Below are 23,396 nucleotides of genomic sequence, written 5' to 3'. Positions count from 1 at the left end.
GCGCATGAGCGATGAGGAGAAGCTGCTCGGCTACCTGAGGAAGGTGACGGCCGATCTCCACCAGACGCGCCGGCGCCTCGCCGAGGCCGAGTCGCGCCAGGAGGAACCCGTGGCGATCGTCGCCATGGGGTGCCGCTTCCCCGGCCGGGTCTCGGACCCCGAGGACCTGTGGCGGCTGCTCAGCGAGGGCTCCGACGCGATGACCGAGTGGCCGCGCGACCGCGGCTGGGACGTCGAGGCGCTCTACGACCCCGAGCCCGGGACGCCCGGCCGCAGCTACACCCGGACCGGCGGATTCGTCGAGGGGGTCGGCGACTTCGACGCCGGGTTCTTCGGCATCTCCCCGCGGGAGGCCGTCGGCACCGACCCGCAGCAGCGGCTCCTCCTGGAGATCTGCTGGGAGGCCCTGGAGCGGGCCGGTATCGACCCGCTGGGCCTGCGCGGCAGCCGTACCGGAGTCTTCGCCGGGACCAACCTCCAGGACTATCCCGCGCTGCTCAGCCACTCCGACAACGCCGGTGACGACGGTGTCGGCAACTCCTCCAGCGTGGTCTCCGGACGCATCTCCTACACCCTGGGCCTCGAAGGGCCCGCCGTGTCCGTGGACACCGCCTGCTCCTCCTCGCTGGTGACCCTGCACCTGGCCGCCCAGGCCCTGCGCGCCGGTGAGTGCGACCTCGCCCTCGCCGGCGGCGTCACCGTCATGTCCACCCCGACGGTCTTCCTGGAGTTCAGCCGCCAGCGCGGCCTCTCCGCGGACGGCCGCTGCCGCGCCTTCGCCGACGGCGCCGACGGCACCGCCTGGGGCGAGGGCGCCGGTGTCCTGGTCGTCGAACGGCTCTCCGACGCCCGGCGCAACGGCCATCCCGTGCTCGCCCTGCTCCGCGGCTCGGCCGTCAACCAGGACGGCGCCTCCAACGGGCTCACCGCCCCCAACGGCCCCTCCCAGGAACGCGTCATCTGGCAGGCGCTCCAGTCCGCCCGGCTCACCCCCGTCGAGGTGGACGCGGTGGAGGCGCACGGCACCGGTACGACGCTCGGCGACCCGATCGAGGCGCAGGCCCTGCTCGCCACGTACGGCCAGGACCGCCAGGAGGACCGGCCGCTCTGGCTCGGCTCGGTCAAGTCCAACCTCGGGCACACCCAGGCCGCGGCCGGTGTCGCCGGAGTCATCAAGATGGTCCTCGCCCTGCGCGAGGGCCGCCTCCCCGCGACCCTGCACCTCGACCGTCCCACGCGGCACGTCGACTGGTCCGCGGGCCGGGTCGCCCTGCTCGACGAGGCCCGCCCCTGGCCCGAGACCGGCCGGGCCCGGCGCTGCGGCGTCTCCTCCTTCGGCGTCAGCGGCACCAACGCCCATGTCGTCCTGGAGCAGGCACCCGAGCCCGAGGGATCCGAAGAGCTCGCGGAACCGGCGGAACCAGCAGAATCCGCGGCGTCGGGCGCGGCGCCGCGGACCGCGGACGGGGAAGGAGACGCGCGCTTCCGCGCCTTCCCCGTCTCCGGCCGGAGTGCCGCCGCCCTGCGCGCGCAGGGCGCCCGGCTCGCCGCCCATCTGCGCACCGCCCCCGCCGAGCGGACCCGGCCCGCCGACCTGGCCTGGTCCCTGGCCGCGACCCGGTCCGCGCTCGAACACCGGGCGGTCGTCGTCGCCCGCGGCCACCAGGACCTGCTGCCCGCCCTGGACGCGCTCGCCGAGGGCAAGCCCGCCGCCTCCCTGGTGCGCGGCAGCATCGGCGCCGAGGGCGAGCCCGTCCTGCTCTTCCCCGGGCACGGGGCGCAGTGGGAGGGGATGGCCCTCGAACTCCTCGACAGCGACGAGCGGTTCCGGGGCCACCTGGCCGAGGCCGCCGCCGCCGTGGAGGAGCACACCGACTGGTCCGTCCTCGACGTCCTGCGCCTCAGCGAGGGTGCCCCGCCCCTGGAGCGCGTCGACGTCGTCCAGCCCGTCCTGTTCGCGGTGTGCGTCGCCCTCGCGCGGCTCTGGGAGTCCTGCGGCATCCGCCCCGGCGCGGTCGCCGGACACAGCCAGGGCGAGATCGCCGCCGCGCACATCGCCGGGGTGCTCACCCTCCGGGAGGCGGCGCGCGTCGTCGTCGTCCGGGCGCGGGCCCTCACCGCGATCGCCGGGCGCGGCGGCATGATCGCCGTCCCGCTCCCCCTCGCCGAGGTCGAGCGGCGCCTCGCCGGACGGCAGGGCCTGTCCATCGGCTCCGTGTCCGGGCCCCGCTCCATCGGCGTCACCGGCGAGGAACCGGCGCTCACCGCCTTCCTGGCGGAGCTGACGGAGGAGGGGGTGGGGGCCCGCCGGGTACGCCTCGGCTACGCCTCGCACAGCGCCCAGGTCGAGGAGGTCCGCGAGGCCCTGCTCGACGGCTTCGCCGCGGTGCGGCCCGGGCAGGCCACGATCCCCTTCTACTCCACCGTCACCGGGGAGCGCGTCACGGACACCACCGTCCTGGACGCCGACTACTGGTACCGCAACGTCCGTTCGCCCGTCCGCTTCGACGCGGCGGTACGGCAACTGGCCGCCGACGGCCACCGGGTCTTCCTCGAATCCGGCCCGCACTCCGTGCTCACCGCCGCCACCGGCGACGTCCTCGACGAGCTCGGCGTCACCGACGGCCACGCGCTCGGCACCCTGCGCCGCGGCGCGGGCGGCCAGGAGCGCTTCCTGCTCTCCGCCGCCGAACTCGCCGTACGCGGCGTGCCGGTGGACTGGAGCACCGTCCACGGCGAGCCCGGCCGCCGCACCGAGCTGCCCGTCTACGCCTTCCAACGCCGCCGCTACTGGCCCGAGTTCAGCGGGGCCGGGCAGGAGCCCGCGGCCCCCGCCGCCGACGCGCCCTTCTGGCAGGCCGTCGAGGACGGCGACCTCGGCACCCTCGGCGCCGCCCTCGGCCTCGACGAGGAGAAGACCTCCGCCCTCGTCCCGGCCCTCGCGCACTACCGCAGGAACAGCGCCGACAGCGCCGTCTCCGACCGCTGGCGCTACCGGATCGGCTGGCACCCCCTGGAGCAGCCCGCCGCCGCGCCCACCGGCTCCTGGCTGCTCCTGGTGCCCGAGGGCCGCGAGAAGGAGCCGGAGGCCGCCGTCCTGCGCGCCGCCCTGGAACGCGCCGGTGGCCACTGCACCGTCCTCGGCGTCGATCCCGGCGCCGACCGCGCCGCCCTCGCCGCACAGCTCACCGAGGCGGCCGAGGGCACCCGGGGCGTGCTGTCCCTGCTCGCCCTCGACGCGTCCCCGCTGCCCGGGCACGCACTGCTGCCGGGCGGCTTCGCCGCCAACGTCGCCCTGGTCCAGGCCCTCACCGACCTCGAACTGCCCCTGCCCGTGTGGTTCCTCACCCGGGGCGCCGTCGCCACCGGCCGCGGCTCCGAGACGATCCGCCCCGACCAGGCCCTGGTCTGGGGCTTCGGCCGGGTGGTCGCGCTCGAACAGGCCGCCCGCTGGGGCGGTTTGGCCGACCTGCCCGCCGCGTGGGACGCCCGCGCCGCGGACCGCCTCGTCGCCTTCCTCGCCGACCCCGGCCCCGAGGACCAGATCGCCGTACGCGGCTCCGGCGTGCTCGGGCGGCGCCTCGAGCGGGCCGCGACCGGCGGACTGCCCGGCCGCCGCACCTGGCAGCCGCAGGGCACCGTCCTGGTCACCGGCGGCACCGGAGCCCTCGGCCGGCACCTCGCCCGCTGGCTCGCCCGCTCCGGCGCCCGCGACCTCCTCCTGGTCTCCCGCTCCGGGCCCGGCGCCGAGGGCGCCGAAGCCCTGGTCGCCGAGCTCGCGGAGCTGGGCGCCCGTGCGGAGCTGGCCTCCTGCGACATCGCCGACCCGGCCGCCCTCGACGCCCTGCTGGCCGCCGTGCCCGAGGACCGCCCGCTGAACGCGGTCTTCCACACGGCCGCCGTCCTCGACGACGGCGTCATCGAGAGCCTCACCCCCGACCGCCTCGCCGAGGTCCTGCGGGTCAAGGTCGGCGGCGCCCTCAACCTCGACCGGGCGACCGCCGGAGCCGACCTGTCCGCCTTCGTCCTGTTCTCCTCGTCCTCGGGCGCGCTCGGCAGCCCCGGGCACGGCAACTACGCGCCCGGCAACGCCTACCTCGACGCCCTCGCCGAGGAGCGCCGGGACCGCGGACTGCCCGCCACCGCGGTGGCCTGGGGCGGCTGGGCCGACGGCGGCATGGCTTCCGGAGCCGTCGGACGGCGCCTGGAGCGGCACGGCCTGCGCCTGATGGAGCCCCGTACGGCCGCGAGCGCACTCCAGCAGGCGCTGGACCACGAGGACACCGCCCTGGTCGTGACCGACATCGACTGGGAGGTCTTCGGCCCGGAGGCGGTCAAGGGACGCCCCCGCCCGCTCTACGCCGCCCTGCCCGAGATGCGCCGCCTGCTCACCGCCCCGGCCGCGGCCGCGGGCAGCACCGAGGACGCCCCCGACGAGCACGCGCTGCGCACCCGGCTCGCCGGACTCGGCCCCGGCGAGCGCCGCGAGACACTGCTCGAACTCGTCCGCGGGCACATCGCCTACGTCCTCGACCACCCCAGCCTCGACGAGGTCGAGCCGCTGCGCGCCTTCCGCGAACTCGGCTTCGACTCGCTCACCGCCGTGGAACTGAGCAACGCCCTCGGCGAGGCCACCGGCGTCCGGCTGACCAGCACGGTGATCTACGACTACCCGACGCCCCTCGCGCTCGCCGAGCACCTGGCCGCGCTCCTGGTGCCCGCCGCCGAACCGTCCGCCACCGCCGCCTTCCGGGCGGAGCGCGGCGAGGAGGACGACCCGGTCGTCATCGTCGGGATGGCCTGCCGCTTCCCCGAGAACGCGGACACCCCGGAGCGCTTCTGGCAGCTCCTCGCCGAGGGCACGGACGCGATGAGCGCCTTCCCCGACGACCGGGACTGGGACCTGGAGGCGCTCTACGACCCCGAGCCGGGCCGCCCGGGCCGCACCTCCACCCTCGTCGGCGGCTTCCTGAGCGGCTTCGCCGACTTCGATCCGGGCTTCTTCGGGATCTCGCCGCGTGAGGCGGTGGCGATGGATCCGCAGCAGCGGCTGCTCCTGGAGATGGCCTGGGAGAGCTTCGAACGTGCCGAGATCGCTCCGCGCACCCTGCGCGGCAGCCGCACCGGCGTCTTCGTCGGCACCAACTACCAGGACTACTCCCAGCGTCCGCTCGCCGTCAGCGAGGACGTCGGCGCCCATCTGGGCACCGGCACCTCCGCCAGCGTGATGTCCGGCCGGCTCTCGTACACCTTCGGTCTCGAAGGCCCCGCGGTGACGGTGGACACGGCGTGCTCGGCCTCGCTGGTCGCGCTGCACCTCGCGGTGCGCTCACTGCGCTCCGGGGAGTGCGATCTCGCGCTGGCCGGAGGCGTCACGGTGATGTCGACCCCCGGTCTGTTCGTGGACTTCAGCCGTCAGCAGGGTCTCGCGGCGGACGGCCGGTGCAAGGCCTTCGCGGACGCGGCGGACGGGACGGGTTTCTCCGAGGGCGGCGGTCTGCTGCTCGTGGAGCGGCTGTCGGACGCGCGGGCGAAGGGCCATCCGGTGCTTGCGGTGGTGCGTGGTTCGGCCGTGAACCAGGACGGTGCCTCCAACGGTCTCAGCGCCCCCAACGGTCCCTCGCAACAGCGGGTGATCCGGGCGGCGTTGGCGGATGCGGGGGTGTCGGCGTCCGAGGTGGACGCGGTGGAGGCGCACGGTACGGGCACCAAGCTGGGCGACCCGATCGAGGCGCAGGCGCTCCTTGCGACGTACGGGCGTGAGCGGGATGGGGCCGAGCCGTTGTGGCTGGGTTCGGTGAAGTCGAACGTGGGTCACACGCAGGCGGGTGCGGGTGTGGCGGGTGTGATGAAGATGGTGCTGGCGATGCGCCACGGTGTGCTGCCCGCGACCTTGCACGTGGACGCGCCGTCCTCGCATGTGGATTGGGATGCGGGTGCGGTGCGACTGCTGGAGCAGGCGCGCGAGTGGGAGATGCCGGAGGGGCGTCCGCGCCGTGCGGGGGTGTCCTCCTTCGGGATCAGCGGCACCAACGCCCACATCGTCCTGGAAGCGGCACCCGAGGAACCCGTAGAGACGTCCTCCGGCGCACAGGAGCAGCCCGCGGGGATCGCAGCCACCGCAGAGGCGGAGAACAGCGAGCAGTCACCACCCGCCGACGGGTCCGCGACGGCCTGGGTGCTCAGCGCCCGCACGGCCGAGGCGCTGCACGCGCAGGCCGCCCGGCTGCACGCACACGTCCTGAGCCGCCCCGAGGTGCCGCTCGCCGACACCGCCCTGTCCCTGGCGGCGCGTACCCCCTTCACCCACCGGGCCGTGCTCCTCGGCACCGAACGGGCCGAGTTCCTGGAGCAGTTGACAGCCCTCGCGGCGGGCAGCCCGCTGCCCTCCACCGTGACCGGAAGCGCCCGCACCACCGGCAGGACCGCCTTCCTCTTCACCGGCCAGGGCGCCCAACGCCTCGGCATGGGACGGGAGTTGTACGAGACCTTCCCGGTGTTCGCCGAGACCTTCGACGCCGTCTGCGCCCAGGTGCCCGGACTGGCGGAGTGCCTCCTCGGCGGTGACGACCCCGAACTCGTCCAGCGCACCGAGTACGCCCAGCCCGCGCTTTTCGCCGTCGAGGTGGCGTTGTTCCGTCTGGTCGAATCCCTGGGCGTGCGGCCGGAGTTCGTGGCGGGTCATTCGGTGGGGGAGATCGCGGCGGCGCATGTGGCGGGGGTGTTCTCGCTGGAGGATGCGTGCGCTTTGGTGTCGGCGCGTGGGCGTCTGATGCAGCAACTGCCTTCGGGTGGTGCGATGTGGGCGGTGGAGGCTTCCGAGGGGGAGGCGCTGCCGCTGCTTGAGAGTCGTCCGCAGGTGGGTGTCGCGGCGGTCAACGGTCCTCGTGCGGTGGTGGTTTCGGGTGTGGAGGCTGAAGTCGCGGCGCTGGCGGAGGAGTTGAGGGCTGCTGGGCGTCGGGTGAGTCGGTTGCGGGTGAGTCATGCGTTCCATTCGCCGCTGATGGAGCCGATGTTGGAGGAGTTCCGGGCGGTGGTGGAGGGGTTGTCCTTCGCGGAGCCGCGGATGGCTGTGGTCTCGGGGCTGACCGGATCTGTCGCGGCTGCGGGGGAGTTGGCGGATCCGGGGTATTGGGTGCGGCATGTGCGCGAGCCGGTGCGGTTCGCGGACTGCGCGCGGCTCCTGGGAGAGCAGGGCGTACGCCGCTTCCTGGAGATCGGCCCCGACAGCCCGCTCACCGCCCTCACCGAGTCCGTGCTCGCGGACACCGGCATCGAGGACGCGCTCTGCGTGCCCGCCTCGCTGCGCGACAGGCCCGAGCCGCACCAACTCCTGCGCGCCCTCGGCACCCTCTTCGCCCACGGCGCCGAACCCGACTGGGCTCCGCTGCTGCCGGGCGCCCGCACCACCGCGCTGCCGACCTACGCCTTCCAGCACCGGCGCTACTGGCTGCCCAGCCTCACCTGGACCGGCGACCTGGACGGGGCGGGCCTCGAAGCCGACAGCCACCCCTTCCTCGGTGCCGCCCTCGCCCCCGCGGACTCCGAGGGCCTGCTGCTCACCGGCCGGCTCTCGCTGCGCAGCCACCCCTGGCTGGCCGACCACGCCGTCCTCGGCAGCGTCATCATGCCCGCCACCGGCTACCTCGACCTCGCCGTGCACGCCGGGGACCGCACCGGCTGCGGACACCTGGCCGAACTGACCCTGCTCAGCCCCCTGGTCGTACCCGAGGAGGGCGCGGTGCGGATCCAGGTCGTGGTGGCGGCACCCGACGACGAGGGCCGCCGCGCCTTCGCCGTCCACTCCCGGGCCGCGGGCAGCGGCGGCGACTGGCAGCGCCACGCCCAGGGCACCCTCGCCCCCGAGGCACCGCCCGCCCCCGCGACCGACCTCACCGCCTGGCCACCGCCCGGTGCCGAGCTGGTGTCCGAGGAGGACCACTACGCCGCCTTCGCCGCCGCGGGCTTCGCCTACGGGCCCAGCTTCCAGGGCCTGCACCGCGTCTGGCGGCGCGGCGAGGAGGTCTTCGCCGAGGCGGCCCTGCCGGAGGCGCCCCGAGCCGAGGCCGCCCGCTTCGGCCTCCACCCCGCGCTGCTCGACGCCGCCGTACAGGCCCTGCTCGTCCAGCGCCCGGGACCGCAGGACGCGGCGACCGGCGGGGAGCCGATGCTGCCCTTCGCCTGGACCGGACTGACCCTGCACGCCGAAGGAGCCACCGCGGTACGGGTGCGCCTGGCCCCCGCGGAGGCCGAGGACGCCTTCTCGGTCCTGGTCACCGACGCCTCCGGCGCGCTCGTGGCCTCGGCCGAGGCGATCACCCTGCGCACGGTGTCCGCCGACCGGATGCCGGGGGCCCGCCGCCCCGAACTCCTGCGCCTGGACTGGGCGGAGGCGGTGCCCGCACCGGCCGCACCCCGCCCGGAGTCGGTGCGCTGGATCCTGCTCGGCGCGGGCGACGACCGGGTCGCCGCCGCCCTGGACCGCAGCGGCGTCCACCTGGAGACCTACGCCGACCTGGAGGCGCTGGCCAAGGCCGTGGACACCGGCATGGCGATGCCCGAACTGGTCCTGGTCGCCCCCGAGGACCAGCCCGCGGGGCCGGGACTCGCCGAGACGCTCAGGGCCCGGCTCCACCGGGTCCACGAGAGCCTCTGCGGCTGGCTGGCCGAGGAGCGCTTCGCCGGATCCCGGCTGGTCTTCGTCACCCGCTCCGCCGTACCGGCCCCGGCCGCCGCCGCACCGGACACCGAGCCGCACGGGGCCGCCCTGTGGGGTCTGGTCCGCTCCGCCCAGGCCGAACACCCGGGCCGGTTCCACCTCGTGGACCTGCCCGCCGAGCCGACGGCCTCCGACGAGGCGGCCCTGCTCGCCGCGCTGGCCTCGGGCCACCCGCACAGCGTGGTCCGCGACGGCGCCGTCCTGCTGCCCGACGCGGCCCCGGCGGCCACCGGGTCCGCGCTGCCGGAGCTGGGTACGGGCACCGTGCTGATCACCGGCGCCACCGGCACCCTCGGGCACGCCGTCGCCCGCCACCTGGTCACCCGCCACCGGGCCCGCTCCCTGCTGCTCGCCGCGCGCGGCGGGCCGGACGCCGAGGGCGCCGCCGAACTGGCCGCCGAACTGGGCGAGTCGGGGGCCGAGGTCCGTCTCGTGTCCTGCGACGTGGCCGACCGGGACCAGGTGGCCCGGCTGCTGGCCCAGGTACCCGCCGAGGCACCCCTGAAGGCGGTCGTGCACGCCGCCGGGGTCACCGACGACGCGGTCCTCACCGCCCTGGACGGCACCCGCTTCGACACCGTGCTGCGGCCCAAGGCCGACGGCGCCTGGCACCTGCACGAACTGACCGCGGACCGCGACCTCGCCGCCTTCGTCCTCTTCTCCTCGGCCGCCGGCACCTTCGGCGCCCCGGGACAGGCCAACTACGCGGCGGCCAACGCCTTCCTGGACGGCCTCGCCGCGCACCGCCGGGCCCACGGGCTCCCGGCCACCTCGGTGGCCTGGGGACTGTGGGAGCACGGCAGCGCGCTCAGTGGCCACCTCTCGGAGGCGGACCGCCGCCGGATGGCCCGCGGCGGCATGCTGCCCCTGGCCACCGAGGACGCGCTCGCCCTCCTCGACGAGGCCCTCGGCACCCCGGACCCCGCCGTGATCGCCATGAACGCCCCCGCGGGACTGAGCGGGGTGCGGCGGATGCTGCGCCCGGCGCCCCCCGCGCGGGCGCGCAGGGCGGCCGCGGACGCGACCGGCACCACCGCTGCCGGGCCGCTGCTCGCCGGGCGGTCCCCCGAGGAGCGCAGGCCGCTGCTGCTCGGCCTGGTGCGTGAACTGGCCGCCACCGTGCTCGGCCACGGCTCCGCCGAGGAGGTGGAACCGGACGGCCTCTTCACCGAGCAGGGCTTCGACTCCCTGACCGCGGTGGAACTGCGCAACCACCTCGCCACCGCGACCGGTCTGAAGCTGGCCCCCACCCTGCTCTTCGACCACGCGACCCCCGAGGCGCTGGCGGGCCACCTCGACCACCGGCTCGCGGACACCGCGGCCACGGCCGAACCGGACAGCCCGGCGTCCTCGGGTCCCGCCCCGCGCGAACAGGACACCCTCAGCGGCCTGTTCAAGAACGCCTGCCTGGCCGGCCGGGTCGACGACGGCTTCACCCTGCTGCAGGCCGCCGCCGGACTGCGGCCCACCTTCTCCTCGCCGAAGGAGCTCGACCGCCTCCCCGAGGCGATCCGCCTCTCCGCCGGAGAACCCGCCTCCCCGCTGGTGTGCTTCAGCTCCTATGTGGCCCTGGCGGGCGTCCACCAGTACGCGCGCTTCGCCTCCGCCTTCCGCGGCAGGCGGGACGTCTGGGCCCTGCCGACCCAGGGCTTCGGCAGCGGGGAACTCCTGCCCGCCACCTTCGACGCGGTCGCCGACCTGCACGCCGACGCCGTCGCGCGCACGGTGGGCGAGGGCCCCGCCATCCTCCTCGGCTCCTCCTCCGGCGGCATCCTCGCCCTCCAGGCGGCCCGCCGCCTCCAGGAGCGCGGCACACCGCCGTCCGCCGTGGTCCTGCTCGACACCTATATGCCGCGCGCGGATTCGCCGTTCCTGCGGTTCTCCCAGCAGATGCTGGGCGGCATGTTCGACCGGGAGTCGATGTTCGCCCACATGGACACCGACCGGCTGACCGCGATGAGCTGGTACGTGGCCCTCATCGGCGAGTGGGAACCGGGGCCCCTGGAGTGCCCCGTGCTCCTGGTGCGCTCCAGCGAGCCTCCGGTGCCGCCCGCCCCCGGTGAGGAACTGCGGCCCGAGGAGTGGCAGACGACCTGGGAGCGGGCGGGCACCGTACTCGACGTGACCGGCAACCACTTCACGATGATGGAGTCCTTCGCCCGCTCCACCGCGGCGGCCACCGAGGACTGGCTCACCGGCCTCGGCTTCTGAGCCCGCCCCGCCCGTACGCACGAGTGCCCCGCGCGAATCCCGCGTGGGGCACTCGTGCGTCACGACCCGGCCGGGACGTCCCGTACGCCGAAGTCCTCGCCCCCCGCGCATGCCGCCCGCCAAAGGCGTGCAGGGCAGAGAGCGCGGCCCCGCAGCCGCGGGAGCGGGACCGTACGACAGGAGTCCGGGACCGAGGAGTATCCGGAAAGGGCCGGGGGTGAGGCGGGCACCCACCCGGACGGAGCGGGGGAGAGGCGGGCACACGGCAGTGCCGGGCGGTGCGGTGCACCACCCGGCACGGTGAGGAGGGGAGCCGGTGGATCAGTCCCGGCGGGCGAGCAGTTCCGTGCGGAGCCGGTGGGCGATCACGGCGGGTGTCGCGCCCTCGTCGAGCAGGGGAGCGGACAGCCGCAGGCCGGTCGCCGACCGGAGCGCGGTGCGCACCGAGAGCACCCCGAGCGAATCCAGGCCCAGCTCCCCGATCCGCGTCCCGGCGGAGGGCGCCTCCCGGTCCGTACGGCCCAGGGCCCCGGCCAACTCCGCGCGGACCAGGCGCAGCAGGGCCTGCTCCTGCTCGGCTCCGGACAGGGCCGCGAGGCGCTGCCGCAGACCGGAGGGCGCGCAGGCGCCGTCGCGTGCGCTGCGCCGGGGGACCGCCGCACCTGCCGCCAGGCCGGTGTGATCCCCGGTCGTGGGGCCCCCGGCGGCGAGGCCCCCGGCACTGGGGGAGTCGCCCGAGGCGGAGCCCGGTGCCGCCCCGGGCCGCTGTCCGGCCCCGGCGGCGCGCACCGCGACCGGCCCCGCGGTGACGGCCGCGGCGAAGAGGTCCTGGGCCTCGTGCGCCGGGGAGGCCGCGCCCCGGACGGCGACCGCGCGGACCCCGGCCCGCCGCAGCAGGCGGGCGCAGACCTCCAGGAGGGCGGCCACCGCGTCGTCGAGCAGGCCGCCTCCGGCCGGTGCGGAGAAGACCACGAGCTCCACGCCGTGGCGGGCCGCCCCGGCGGTCAGCGCGAGGGCGGGATCGACGACCGTGCGCAGCACCGCGTCGATGTCGTCCCGCTGGCCCGCGGTGGCCCGCCGCGCGGCGAGGGAGGTGGTGAACAGGACCGTCGAGGGCCGCTCCGCCAGCAGCGCGAGCAGGCAGTCCACCGCCCGCGCCGGGTCCCAGGCGAGCAGCGGAAGCCCCTCGCCCCGGTCGGACAGCAGGTCGGCGGTCTCCTTGGCGAAGGGGCCGGTCACGAGCAGCGGTACCGCCGTGCTCCGGGCCAGACGGCGTTCGGGGGCCGCGGCCTCCGGGCGCCCGGCGAAGAGCCCGGCCGGACCCGCGGGGAGCCCGGCGCCCTCGGCCGGCGCCACCCGCACCGTCCGCGGCAGCAGCAACCGGCCCTCGCGCAGGGCGAGTCGAGGGGCGCCGTGGCCCACCGCGTCCCGGGTGCGCCGCCAGGAGCGCGGCTGCGCATCGGTGTCGACGAGGACGAAGCGGCCCGGCGCCCGGTCGAGGGCGGAGCCGAGCAGCCCCCGTACCGCCGCCGCGTCCGGTGTGCCGGTCTCCGCGGCCGAGACGGCCGTGCCGCCCCGGAGCAGGACCACCAGCGGGCTGTCGTCGAGCAGCGGATCGGTGCCGTGGCGTATCCACTCCAGGGCCCCGGCCACCGCCGTGCGCGCCGCGTCCGCCGCGTGCGTCGGGTCGTCGCCGGGTCCGTCCGGTCCCGACCCGTCGTACGTGAGCACGACCGCGCCGGGAGTCGGGGCGCCCTGCCGCAGTGCGTGCAGGAGGGAGGGCAGGTCCGCGTGGTGCTCGCAGCGGACACCGGCGCCTTCCAGGGCGGCGCGGCCCCCGAGCGGATCCGGGCCGACCACGGCCCAGCGGTCCTCCTGCGGTGGGGCCTCGGGCAGCGGGGCGGGTGTCCAGACCTCCTCGGTCAGGCCGTCCTGCTGGAGCGCCGAGGCACTCTCCAGCGCCGGGCCCGCCAGGGGGCCGAGGGTCAGGGACCGGGCCGTCAGGACCGGGTCGCCCGCCCCGTCGGCGGCGGCCAGCGCCCAGGCGCCGTCCTCCCGCGGGGTCAGCCGGACCCGGAGCACCCCCGCGCCCACGGCGTGCAGGGCCACGTCCCGCCAACTCACGGGCGTCATCGGCGAGTCGGAGCCGGGATCCGTCCGCCGCGCCCCGGCCGCCGCCAGGGCCGCCTCCAGGAGGGCGGGGTGCAGAGCGAAGCCCGCCCGGTCCGTCCAGTCCGGCAGGGTCACCTCGGCGAAGAGCTCGTCCCCGCGGCGCCACACCCCGCGCAGCCCGCGGACCGAGCGGTCGCCGCCGAGCCCGCGTGCGCCCGGCGGCGGCCAGGCGGCCATGGTCCAGCCGGGCTCGCCGTCCTCGGCGGGGCCGACACGGCCCGAGGCGTGCAGGGTCCAGGGGTGGCCGGGGCCCGTGCGGGTGTCCCGGCGGCCGTGCACCCGTACGGGGCGCACCGGGGATCCGTGCGCCGGGCCGACCGTCACGCGCAGCTGGACCCCGCCGTCCTCCGGCAGGACCAGCGGCTGGTCCAGACGCAGATCGATCAGGCGCGCACAGCCCAGGTGCCCCGCGGCCTCGAAGACCAGCTCCGGCAGGAGCGCGCCGACGGCCACCGGCCGGTGGCCCACCCGCCGTACGAGGGAGGGGTCGCCCCCGGCCGCGGTGAGGCGTCCGGTGCACACCAGCTCGTCGCGGTCCGGGAGTTCGAGCACCGCGCCGAGCAGCGCGTGGCCGGTCCCGGTCAGACCGAGCCCGGCGACCGTGGTGCCGCGCTCCCGCGCGGCGGCCGCCTCCCGGGCCCGCCGCCACAGCAGGCGGGCCGGCCGCTCGGCCAGTTCTCTGCGGGCCACCTTGCCCGCCGGGGTGCGCGGCACCGAGGCGATGCGGTGGATCTCCTCGGGGAGCTTGAAGGAGGACAGCCGTTCGCGGCAGAAGTCCAGCACCGCCCCGGCGTCCATGCCGTCCGGTCCCGGTACGAGGTAGGCGGCCGGGACTTCGCCGAGGGTCTCGTGCGGGATCCCGGCCACGGCGGCGTCGGCGACGCCGGGCGCCCGCGCCAGCACCTCCTCGACCTCGCCGGGGTGGATGTTCTCCCCGCCGCGGATGATGAGTTCCTTGAGCCTGCCGGTGATCGTGAGGTAGCCCTCGGGGTCCTGGCGGGCCAGATCGCCGGTGCGGTACCAGCCCCCGGACAGCACGGCCCCGGTCTCCTCGGGGCGGCCGTGGTACCCCAGCATCAGCGCGGGGGTGGAGACGCGGACCTCGCCCTCCACCCCGGGCGGGACCTCCTCCTCGCTCCCGGGGCGGGTGATCCGCAGCGCGAGCCCGGGCAGCGGCACCCCGCAGGAGCCGGGTACGTACGGGCCCCCGGGCAGGTTGGTGGTGATCGCCCCGCCGGTCTCGGTCATGCCGTAGCTGTCGAGCAGCGCGGTGCCGAAGGCCTCCCGGAAGTCCTCGTGCAGGGACTCGGGGCAGGGGGATCCGGCGACCATGCACACCCGCGGCAGGCGCCCCTCGACGGCACCGTCCCGGGCGAGTTGGACCAGGCGGTGGTACGTGGCGGGGACGCCCACCAGGAAGGTGGAGTCCTCCGACCGCGCCCGGCGCAGCAGGGCCTCGGCGCCGTGCTCGTCGGTGAGGAAGGCGGTGGCGCCGACGGCGAGGACGCCGAGGACGCACACGTTGTGCCCGACCGAGTGGTGCAGCGGCACCGGCCACAGCATCCGGTCCTCGCGGGAGAGGCCGAGCAGCGGGGCGGTGCACGAGGCCGTCGTCCACAGCGAGCCGCGCTGGGTGCAGACCACGCCCCGCGGCGGCCCGGAGGTGCCGGAGGTGTACAGGATCCAGGCGGGCTCGTCGAGTCCGAGGTCGTCGGGTGTCGGATCGCGCAGCGACCACGCGGCGGCGAACTCCTCCCAGCAGGGCAGCCCCTCCGCGGCGGCCTCGGCGTACCCGGCTTCGGAGGCGTCGCCGACGAGGACGACCAGGACCTCGGGGCGGTCGGCCAGCACCCTGCGCACCTGCGGGAGTTGGGCGGCCCCCGTGATCACCAGGGCGGCCCCGCAGTCCGCGAGGAGGTGGGAGAGCTCGGCGTCGGTGGAGCGGGGGTGCAGCGGCACGCCCACGGCCCCGGCCCGGGTGAGGGCGAGGCAACTCTCCACCGCCTCCACCCGGTTCGGCAGGTAGACGGCCGCGGCGGCGCCCCGCTCCAGGCCGAGGCCGATCAGGTGCCCGGCGACGCGGGCGGTGCGGCGCTCCAGCTCGGCCCAGGTGACCGCGCGGCGGGCGTCCTCGAAGGCGGTGCGCCCCGGCTGCCGTACGGCGTGCTCCACCAGCAGCTCGTGCACCGGGCGGATCAGGTCCGCGCGGAAGGAGTCCTCGGCCCTCATGGGCGTCCGCCCCTCACGCACCGGCCGCGCGGTACCGGCGGCCGGCCAGTGCCCGTGCGGTCACGGCGATGACGATCGACCAGGTCAGGGAGACCAGCACCGGGTGCTGGGTGGGCCAGGGGCCGCCGTCGACCACACCGGGATTGCCGAAGAGTTCGCGTACCGCCTGCACCGTCGCGCTCAGCGGGTTCCACTCGGCGGCCCAGCGCAGCACGGTCGGCAGGGTGGAGGGTGCCACGAAGGCGTTGGACAGGAAGGTCAGCGGGAAGAGCCACAGGAAGTTGCTGCTGGCCGCGGCCTCGGGCGCCCGGACGGTGAGGCCGATGACGACGCCCACCCAGGACAGCGCGTAGCCCATGAGCAGCAGCAGGCCGAAGGCGGCGGCGGCGCGCAGCACGCCGTGGTGGATGCGCCAGCCCACCATGAGGGCGCACAGGACCATCACCACCATCACGACGCTGTTCTGCACCATGTCCGCGAGGGTGCGGCCGGTCAGCAGGGCGCCGCGGGCCATCGGCAGCGAGCGGAACCGGTCGGTCATGCCGCTGTGCACGTCGTTGGCCATGCTCACGCTGCTGTTGCTGGCGGTGGCGAAGGCGATGGTCTGCGCGAAGAAGCCCGGCATCATGTACTCGCGGTAGGCGCTCGCGCCCTCCGCGCCCGGCAGGCTGAAGGAGCCGGCGAAGATGTAGGCGAAGAGCAGCACGAACACCACGGGCTGCACGAGCGCGAGGACGACCACCTCGGGGATCCGTATCGTCCGGGTCAGATTGCGGCGGGTGACCACGAGGACGTCGCGCAGGGCCTTCGCGGCGCTGCCGGGTTTCAGGGTGGGCACGGGGGCTGCGGCCGGCACGGTCATGACTTCTTCTCCCACGGGCTGTCGGTGGCGGCCGCGGTGCCCACGGGTTCCGGCTGCCGCTCTTCGGTGAGCGCCAGGAAGACCTCGTCCAGGGTGGGGCGCCGCAGCCCGATGTCGGTGATCTCGATGCCGGAGGCGTCCAGCGCGGCGATCACCTCGGTCAGCAGCCGCACCCCGCCGTCCACCGGGACGGAGACCGTCGAACGCGGCCGGTCGGCCTCGGGCTTGCGGGTGCCGAAGCGGTCGAGCAGGGCGACGGCGTGCTCCAGCTGTTCGGGCCAGGCCACGACCAGTTCGATGCGCTGGCCCCCGGCCTGCGTCTTCATGTCGCGCGGGGTGCCGCGGGCGATGATGCGCCCGTGGTCGACGACCGCGATGTCCCGGGCGAGGCGGTCCGCCTCCTCCAGGTACTGCGTGGTCAGCAGCAGCGTCATGCCCTGTGCGACCAGGCCCTCGATCGCGTCCCACAGCATCAGACGGCTGGTGGGGTCGAGGCCGACCGAGGGTTCGTCCAGGAACAGCACCGGCGGATGCAGCACCAGCGCCCCGGCGAGGTCGAGGCGGCGCCGCATGCCCCCGGAGTACGTGCTGGAGACGCGGTCGGCCGCGGCGTCCAGGCCGAAACGGGCCAGCAGTTCGTCCGCCCGCTGCCGCGCCGCGCGCGAGCCCAGCCCGTACAGCTCCCCGATCATCCGTAGGTTCTCCCGGCCGGTGAGCCGGTCGTCGACGGCGGCGAACTGCCCGGAGAGGCCGATGGAGAGCCGGACCCGGTCGGGCTGGCGGAGCACGTCGTGCCCGGCCACGGACGCGACTCCCGCGTCCGGCCGCAGCAGTGTCGTCAGCAGGCGCACCGTGGTGGTCTTGCCGGCTCCGTTGGGGCCGAGCAGACCCAGCACGCCTCCTTCCGGTACGTCCAGGTCGACCCCGTCGACGGCGCGGACTTCACCGAAGGTCTTCACCAGACCCGTGGCGTGGATGGCGCCCGCCATGAGCTTCTCCTGTCCTTGTCTGCTTGTGTGGCCCGGCGAAACGGCTCCCGTACCCGCGCCGCGCGGGGTACGGGAGCCGCCCCGTTCTCAGGTGGTGGCGATGAGCTTCAGCTCGGGGTGGGCGGTGCCGCCCTCGATGGCGGTGGAGGAGATGTGCGAGACCACGCGGTCGTCGACCGGGTCGTTCGCCGGGTCCTCGTGGACCACCAGGTGCTCGTAGGTGGTGGCCCGCTGCGCGGGAACCCGGCCCGCACGGCGGATCAGATCGATGATCTCCAGGCGGTTGGAACGGTGCTTGGCACCGGCCGAGGAGACCACGTTCTCCTCCAGCATGATCGAACCCAGGTCGTCGGCACCGTAGTGCAGCGACAACTGCCCGATCTCCTTGCCCGTGGTCAGCCACGAACCCTGGATATGGGCGACGTTGTTCAGATACAGCCGCGCCACCGCCAGCATCCGCAGGTACTCGAAGACCGTCGCCTGCGTCTGCCCCTTCAGGTGGTTGTTCTCGGGCTGGTACGTGTACGGGATGAAGGCGCGGAAGCCGCCGGTGCGGTCCTGCACGTCGCGGATCATCCGCAGGTGCTCGATGCGTTCGGCGTTGGTCTCGCCGGTGCCCATCAGCATGGTCGAGGTGGACTCGACGCCGAGGCCGTGGGCGATCTCCATGATCTCCAGCCAGCGCTCGCCGGACTCCTTGAGCGGGGCGATCGCCTTGCGCGGGCGGGCGGGCAGCAGTTCGGCGCCCGCGCCCGCGAAGGAGTCCAGGCCCGCCGCGTGGATGCGGGTGATCGCCTCCTCCACGCTCACCTTGGAGATCCGCGCCATGTGCTCGACCTCGGAGGCGCCCAGCGAGTGGATGACCAGCTGGGGGTAGGCCTTCTTGATCGCGGAGAAGTGCTCCTCGTAGTACTCGACGCCGTAGTCCGGGTGGTGCCCGCCCTGGAACATGATCTGGGTGCCGCCCAGCTCCACGGTCTCCGCGCAGCGGCGCAGGATGTCGTCGAGGTCGCGGGTCCAGCCCTTGGCCTTGTCCTTGGGCGCCGCGTAGAAGGCGCAGAACTTGCAGGCCGTCACGCAGACGTTGGTGTAGTTGATGTTGCGCTCGATGATGTACGTGGCGATGTGCTCGGTGCCCGCGTACCGGCGGCGGCGCACCGCGTCGGCGGCCGAGGCGAGGGAGTGCAGCGGCGCGTCGCGGTAGAGCTCCAGTGCCTCCTCGGTCGTGATCCGGCCGCCTTCGGCGGCACGGTCGAGTACGGGCTGGAGGCGGTGCTGCGCGGGTCGGGGCATGATGGCCGGCCTTTCCGGTTTCTGTGAGTGGTCAGGAGGGGGAGTCGAGCAGCCGGACTTCCGCGTCCGGGGCGAAGCCGTCGGCCTCGCCGCCGACGCGGCGCGCGAACTCCCTGATCCCGGCGAGCTGTTGCGGGCCGAGGCGGAAGTCGAGTGCCGTCGTGTAGTACTGCTCCAGCGTGGCGGCGTCGAACTCCTCCCACTGGGAGGCCTGTTCGCAGACCTTGGTCACCTCGGACAGGGAGAGGTCGCGCGAGGCGAGCAGGTCGGCGTGGACCTGGCGCACCAGCGCGGGTTCCCGCGCGAGGAAGTCGCGCCGGGCGGCGAAGACGGCGAAGACGAAGGGCAGGCCCGTCCAGTCCTTCCACATCCGGCCCAGGTCGTGCACCTGCAGGCCCATGCGGGGGGCCTCGTGCAGGGCGGCGCGCAGGGCCGCGTCGCCGATCACCACGGCCGCCCGCGCCTCGGACATCATCGTCCGCAGATCGGGCGGGCAGACGTAGTACTCGGGGCGCACCCCGATCTTCTCCGCGAGCAGGAGCTGGGCGAGCCGCACCGAGGTGCGGCTGGTCGAGCCCAACGCGACGCGCTCGCCGTCGAGTTCCTCCAGCGGCACCTGGCTGAGCAGCAGGCACGACATCACCTCGCCGTCGCTGCCGACCGCGATGTCGGGCAGGGCGACCAGCTCGTCCGCGTGCCGCAGGAACTCCACCAGGCTGATGGGGCCGATGTCCAAGTCCCCCGCGGCCAGCGCCTCGTTGAGGCCGTCCGGGGTGTCGGTCCGCAGGTCGAGGTCGAGGAGGGTTCCGGTGCGCGCCAAACCCCAGAAGAGCGGCAGGCAGTTGAGGAACTGGATATGGCCCACCCGCGGGCGTCGCCGCTTGCCGGACGGTGCTCTCACGGTCTCCTCGGAGAGTTGCTCGGTCATCGGTACACGCTCCCGGAACGGGTCGGAGGAAGGAGAGGTGCGGGCGCCGCCATCAGGCGTGGCGGGCCGGTGCCGCGGTGAAGTGCTCGCGCAGCACGGCCAGTACGTCGGCGGGCCGCTCGGAGAGGAAGAAGTGGCCGCCGGGGAAGACCCTGACCTCGCTCCCGGCGGTGGTGTGCTCGCTCCAGGCGCGGGCCTCCTCCAGGGAGGTGCGGGGGTCCGCGTCGCCGGTGAGCACCGTGATCGGGCAGTCCACCGCGGCACCGGGCTCGGGGCGGTAGGTCTCCACCGCCCGGTAGTCGCTGCGGATGGCGGGCAGCACCATGCGCAGCAGGTCCTCGTCCTGGAAGACCTGGGCGTCGGTGCCGGAGAGCGCCCGCAGCTCGGCGATCACCCCGTCGTCGTCGCGGGTGTGCACCGACTCCTCACGGGTGCGGGAGGGAGCGCGGCGCCCGGAGGCGAAGATCCGTACCGGGGTCCGGCCTGCCCGGCGGGCCACCTCGAAGGCCACCACGGCCCCCATGCTGTGGCCGAAGAAGGTCACCGGGCGGTCGTCCCAGGTCCGCATCGCCTGCGCCACCTGCTCCGCGAGGGCGGCGACCGAGGAGGGCCCCGGCTCGTGCCGGCGGTCCTGGCGCCCGGGGTACTGGACGGCCACGACGTCCACCCCGGGGCTGAGGGCGCTCGCGACGGGGACGTAGAAGCTCGCCGAACCGCCCGCGTGCGGGAAGCACACCAGACGTTCCGCCGCCTCGGCGGAGGGCCGGAACCTGCGGAACCACAGGTCGTCCGTGGAGGGGGAGGCCATCGGGGCGTGTTCCTTCCGTAGTGCGGCGGGAGTTCGGCAGGACGGGCGCGCGGGGGACGCTGCCGGAGAGCACGCCCCGGCAGGTCCTTCGCGGGTCAGTCCTCCTGTGCGTTCGGGCCGTACACCTCGACGCGGTCCGCGGACCTGCGGACGTGGATGCACTCGCCCGGGCACTCCTTGGCGGACTCCACCACGTCGTTGAGGATCTCCAGCGGGATCCTGGTGGTGGCACCGGGGTCCTGGAGCAGCTCGTCCTCGCCGTCCTTGACATAGGCGAGGCCGTCGATGTCCAGCTCGAACACCTCGGGCGCGTACTGGGCACAGATTCCGTCGCCGGTGCACAGATCCTGGTCTATCCAGACTTCCAGATCCTGGCCGTCCGTCGTCTGCGGGGACATTCACACCTGCCTAGCAGTGTCGTCATCGGACCGGGCGCGGTCCGCCGCCGCCGTCGAGCGGCATGGCGGGGACCGGGCACGGGGGGTGTGTGCGGGGAGCGCGGCGGGGGCCGCCCCGGGTGGGGGCGGCCCCGGTGTCAGACGCGCATGGGCTGCGGTGTCTCGCGGCGCTGGGTGTCCGGGCCCTCGAACTCGCGGATGATCTCGTAGCGGGTGTTGCGCTCGACGGGGCGGAAACCGGCGTCGCGGATGAGGTCGAGCAGGTCGTTGCGGGTGAGCTTGTTCGGGGTGCCGTAGTCGTCGGCGTCGTGGGTGATCTTGTACTCGACGACCGAGCCGTCCATGTCGTCCGCGCCGTGCTGCAGGGCGAGTTGGGCGGTCTGCAGACCGTGCATCACCCAGAAGACCTTGACGTGCGGGACGTTGTCGAAGAGCAGCCGGGAGACGGCGAAGACCTTCAGGGCCTCGGCGCCGGTGGCCATGGTGGTGCGGGCCTGGAGCTTGTTGCGGACCTTGCCGTCCTTCATGTCCACGAAGTCGTGCTGGTAGCGCAGCGGGATGAAGACCTGGAAACCGCCGGTCTCGTCCTGGAGTTCCCGCAGCCGCAGCACGTGGTCCACGCGGTGGCGCGGCTCCTCGATGTGCCCGTACAGCATGGTGCAGGGCGTCTTGAGCCCCTTCTCGTGCGCCAGGCGGTGGATGCGCGACCAGTCCTCCCAGTGGGTGCGGTGGTCGACGATGTGCTGGCGGACCTCCCAGTCGAAGATCTCCGCGCCGCCGCCGGTCAGCGATTCGAGACCGGCGTCGATCAGCTCGTCGAGGATGTCGCTCGCGCTCATCCCGGAGATCGTCTCGAAGTGGTGGATCTCGGTGGCGGTGAAGGCCTTCAGCGACACCTGCGGCAGCGCCTTCTTCAGCTCCCGCAGCGAACGCGGGTAGTAGCGCCACGGCAGGTTCGGGTGCAGCCCGTTGACGATGTGCAGCTCGGAGAGGTGCTCGTTCTCCATCGTCTTCGCGAGCCGGACCGCCTCCTCGATGCGCATCGTGTACGCGTCGGTCTCGCCCGGCTTGCGCTGGAAGGAGCAGTACGCGCAGGAGGCGGTGCAGACGTTCGTCATGTTGAGATGCCGGTTGACATTGAAGTGCACGACATCGCCGTTCTTGCGCGTGCGCACCTCGTGCGCGAGTCCACCCAGCCAGGCCAGGTCGTCCGACTCGTACAGGGCGATGCCGTCCTCGCGGGACAGCCGCTCACCGGAGAAGACCTTGTCCTCCAGCTCGCGCTTGAGCCCAGCGTCCATGGCCGGGAACCTCCTCGATCAGTGCCTGGCGGCACGGTTGATGAGTCCGGGCTCCGCTCCGCGCGCAGTCCGTGACTCGTGAGCGGGCCCTGCCTCGCGTCTCCCCTCCACGGGACGGGGAGGCCCCGCCCGGTAGGGGGACAACCGGGCGGGGCACGACGGAGCCGTGCGGCCGTCGACCCGGGCAGGAGCCGCGCGTCCGGTCCGCAGTGCCGGGCGCGGGGCGGGTCCCTGCCGGACGGCAGACACTGACGCCGCGTCGGTGGGGCGTCTCCATCCTTACGGAGGACGGTCTGGGGAAACCCCCACACTGGCAACGGGTTTGCTGACCGCACACGATCGCGGCGCCACTGTCGAAGAGCGGCGGCGGTACACCCGGTCCGCCCGCCGAGCCGCCCGGTCACGAAAGAAGGCAGCCCATGACGACACCGCTCGCGCTGGCGTACTCCCCGTGCCCCAACGACACCTTCGTCTTCCACGCCTGGACCCACGGCCTGCTCCCCGGCGCCCCCGGCACCGAGGTCACGCTCGCCGACATCGACCGCACCAACCACCTCGCCCAGGACGGCGGCCTGGACCTGCTCAAGGTCTCCTACGGGGTGCTGCCGCACATCCTCGACGACTACGCGCTGCTGCCCTGCGGCGGAGCCCTCGGCCGCGGCTGCGGCCCGCTCGTCCTGGTGCGGGAGCCGCAGCAGCCGGCGGCCCTCGCCGGGGCGCGGATCGCGGTGCCCAGCACGACCTCGACCGCCTATCTGCTCTTCCGCCTCTGGGCGGACACCGCCGTGCCCTCCGGCGTCGGGGAGATCGTCGTCCTGCCCTTCCACGAGATCATGCCCGCCGTCCGGGACGGCCAGGTCGACGCGGGCCTGGTCATCCACGAGGCCCGCTTCACCTACGGCGACTACGGACTCCACTGCCTGGCCGACATGGGCGAGGAGTGGGAGAAGGAGACCAGCCTGCCCATCCCGCTCGGCGCCATCGTCGGCAGACGCAGCCTCGGCGAGGAGGTGCTCAAGGACGTCACCCGGGCCATCCGCGCCTCCGTGCAGGCGGCCTGGCTCTCCCCCCAGGCCTCCCGCGCCTATGTCCTGGAGCACGCCCAGGAGATGGAGACCTCCGTCGTCGACCAGCACATCGGCCTGTACGTGAACAGTTTCACCGCCGACCTCGGCGACGAGGGCCTGCACGCCGTACGCACCCTCCTGGAGCGCTCCGCGGACCGGGGCCTCGTCCCGCCGGTCCCGCCGGAGGCGTTCCGCGCGACGAGCCGTCTGTGAGCCGGGCCCCGCGGCCCCGCGACCCGGCCCGCCCGCCGTACCGCACACCCGGCGTCACCACAGGTGGGCAACGCTAGGAGTTCTCTTAGAGCCCCTCTCGCGCCCCCTCGGGAACGACGGAGCGTCACCATAATCGGCCACGGGGAGCTGCCCCGCCCGGGGCGATCCGCGGACTGCGCCCCCGAGAGGACGAACTGCCGCGCTCC

At 74.6% G+C, this 23,396-nt stretch carries 10 protein-coding genes; 2 read left to right on the top strand and 8 right to left on the bottom strand.

The window, feature by feature from the left end:
• Positions 1-43 precede the first annotated feature (43 nt).
• Entirely contained in the window at positions 44-10,930 is a 10,887-nt protein-coding gene (locus MID12_RS02535; protein ID WP_411577037.1) for a type I polyketide synthase, read from the top strand.
• A 321-nt stretch (positions 10,931-11,251) separates the two neighbouring features.
• On the opposite strand, the gene MID12_RS02530 is transcribed toward MID12_RS02535, so the two are convergent.
• The 8 genes from MID12_RS02530 to mqnE all read right to left on the bottom strand — a co-directional run bounded on the left by MID12_RS02530 (position 11,252) and on the right by mqnE (position 21,910).
• Positions 11,252-15,331: an AMP-binding protein gene (locus tag MID12_RS02530; protein ID WP_263164594.1), complete on the bottom strand. Its 4,080-nt coding sequence runs from the start codon at positions 15,329-15,331 to the stop codon at positions 11,252-11,254.
• A gap of 13 nt (positions 15,332-15,344) precedes the next feature.
• The gene (locus MID12_RS02525; RefSeq protein WP_040246444.1) at positions 15,345-16,193 is read right to left on the bottom strand and encodes an ABC transporter permease; all 849 of its coding nucleotides are present in this window, start codon (positions 16,191-16,193) and stop codon (positions 15,345-15,347) included.
• Complete coding sequence (locus MID12_RS02520) at positions 16,190-17,182, bottom strand: daunorubicin resistance protein DrrA family ABC transporter ATP-binding protein (RefSeq protein ID WP_040246442.1); 993 nt, start codon at positions 17,180-17,182, stop codon at positions 16,190-16,192. The genes MID12_RS02525 and MID12_RS02520 overlap by 4 nt, the downstream gene beginning before the upstream one ends.
• An 87-nt stretch (positions 17,183-17,269) precedes the next feature.
• On the bottom strand, positions 17,270-18,475 hold the full coding sequence (mqnC, locus tag MID12_RS02515; protein WP_263164592.1) for a cyclic dehypoxanthinyl futalosine synthase: 1,206 nt from the start codon (positions 18,473-18,475) through the stop codon (positions 17,270-17,272).
• A gap of 31 nt (positions 18,476-18,506) precedes the next feature.
• Complete coding sequence (locus tag MID12_RS02510; protein ID WP_052482063.1) at positions 18,507-19,403, bottom strand: menaquinone biosynthetic enzyme MqnA/MqnD family protein; 897 nt, start codon at positions 19,401-19,403, stop codon at positions 18,507-18,509.
• Positions 19,404-19,455: 52 nt separating this feature from the next.
• Positions 19,456-20,211: a thioesterase II family protein gene (locus MID12_RS02505; protein WP_040246439.1), complete on the bottom strand. Its 756-nt coding sequence runs from the start codon at positions 20,209-20,211 to the stop codon at positions 19,456-19,458.
• Between the two features lie 95 nt (positions 20,212-20,306).
• Positions 20,307-20,609 (bottom strand): ferredoxin, encoded by a 303-nt coding sequence (locus tag MID12_RS02500; RefSeq protein WP_040246437.1) that lies wholly within the window; start codon positions 20,607-20,609, stop codon positions 20,307-20,309.
• A 137-nt stretch (positions 20,610-20,746) separates the two neighbouring features.
• A complete protein-coding gene (gene mqnE, locus MID12_RS02495; protein ID WP_263164590.1) occupies positions 20,747-21,910 on the bottom strand; it encodes an aminofutalosine synthase MqnE in 1,164 nt (387 codons plus the stop codon).
• A 419-nt stretch (positions 21,911-22,329) separates the two neighbouring features.
• Between mqnE and MID12_RS02490 the strand changes: the two genes are divergently transcribed.
• Positions 22,330-23,190 (top strand): 1,4-dihydroxy-6-naphthoate synthase, encoded by an 861-nt coding sequence (locus MID12_RS02490; protein ID WP_040246435.1) that lies wholly within the window; start codon positions 22,330-22,332, stop codon positions 23,188-23,190.
• The last annotated feature ends 206 nt before the right edge of the window (positions 23,191-23,396 follow it).

Origin of the sequence: Streptomyces sp. SCSIO ZS0520 (assembly GCF_025643355.1) — a bacterium.
Taxonomy (GTDB): Bacteria; Actinomycetota; Actinomycetes; order Streptomycetales; family Streptomycetaceae; genus Streptomyces; species Streptomyces physcomitrii.
This window is presented reverse-complemented; position numbering and strand designations above follow the sequence as displayed.

Bases quoted from the DNA above. Each gene is read 5' to 3' on its own strand.
- MID12_RS02530 (WP_263164594.1), bottom strand. From the start codon at position 15,331: ATGAGGGCCGAGGACTCCTTCCGCGCGGACCTGATCCGCCCGGTGCAC.
- MID12_RS02525 (WP_040246444.1), bottom strand. From the start codon at position 16,193: ATGACCGTGCCGGCCGCAGCCCCCGTGCCCACCCTGAAACCCGGCAGC.
- MID12_RS02520 (WP_040246442.1), bottom strand. From the start codon at position 17,182: ATGGCGGGCGCCATCCACGCCACGGGTCTGGTGAAGACCTTCGGTGAA.
- mqnC (WP_263164592.1), bottom strand. From the start codon at position 18,475: ATGCCCCGACCCGCGCAGCACCGCCTCCAGCCCGTACTCGACCGTGCC.
- MID12_RS02510 (WP_052482063.1), bottom strand. From the start codon at position 19,403: ATGACCGAGCAACTCTCCGAGGAGACCGTGAGAGCACCGTCCGGCAAG.
- MID12_RS02505 (WP_040246439.1), bottom strand. From the start codon at position 20,211: ATGGCCTCCCCCTCCACGGACGACCTGTGGTTCCGCAGGTTCCGGCCC.
- MID12_RS02500 (WP_040246437.1), bottom strand. From the start codon at position 20,609: ATGTCCCCGCAGACGACGGACGGCCAGGATCTGGAAGTCTGGATAGAC.
- mqnE (WP_263164590.1), bottom strand. From the start codon at position 21,910: ATGGACGCTGGGCTCAAGCGCGAGCTGGAGGACAAGGTCTTCTCCGGT.
- MID12_RS02490 (WP_040246435.1), top strand. From the start codon at position 22,330: ATGACGACACCGCTCGCGCTGGCGTACTCCCCGTGCCCCAACGACACC.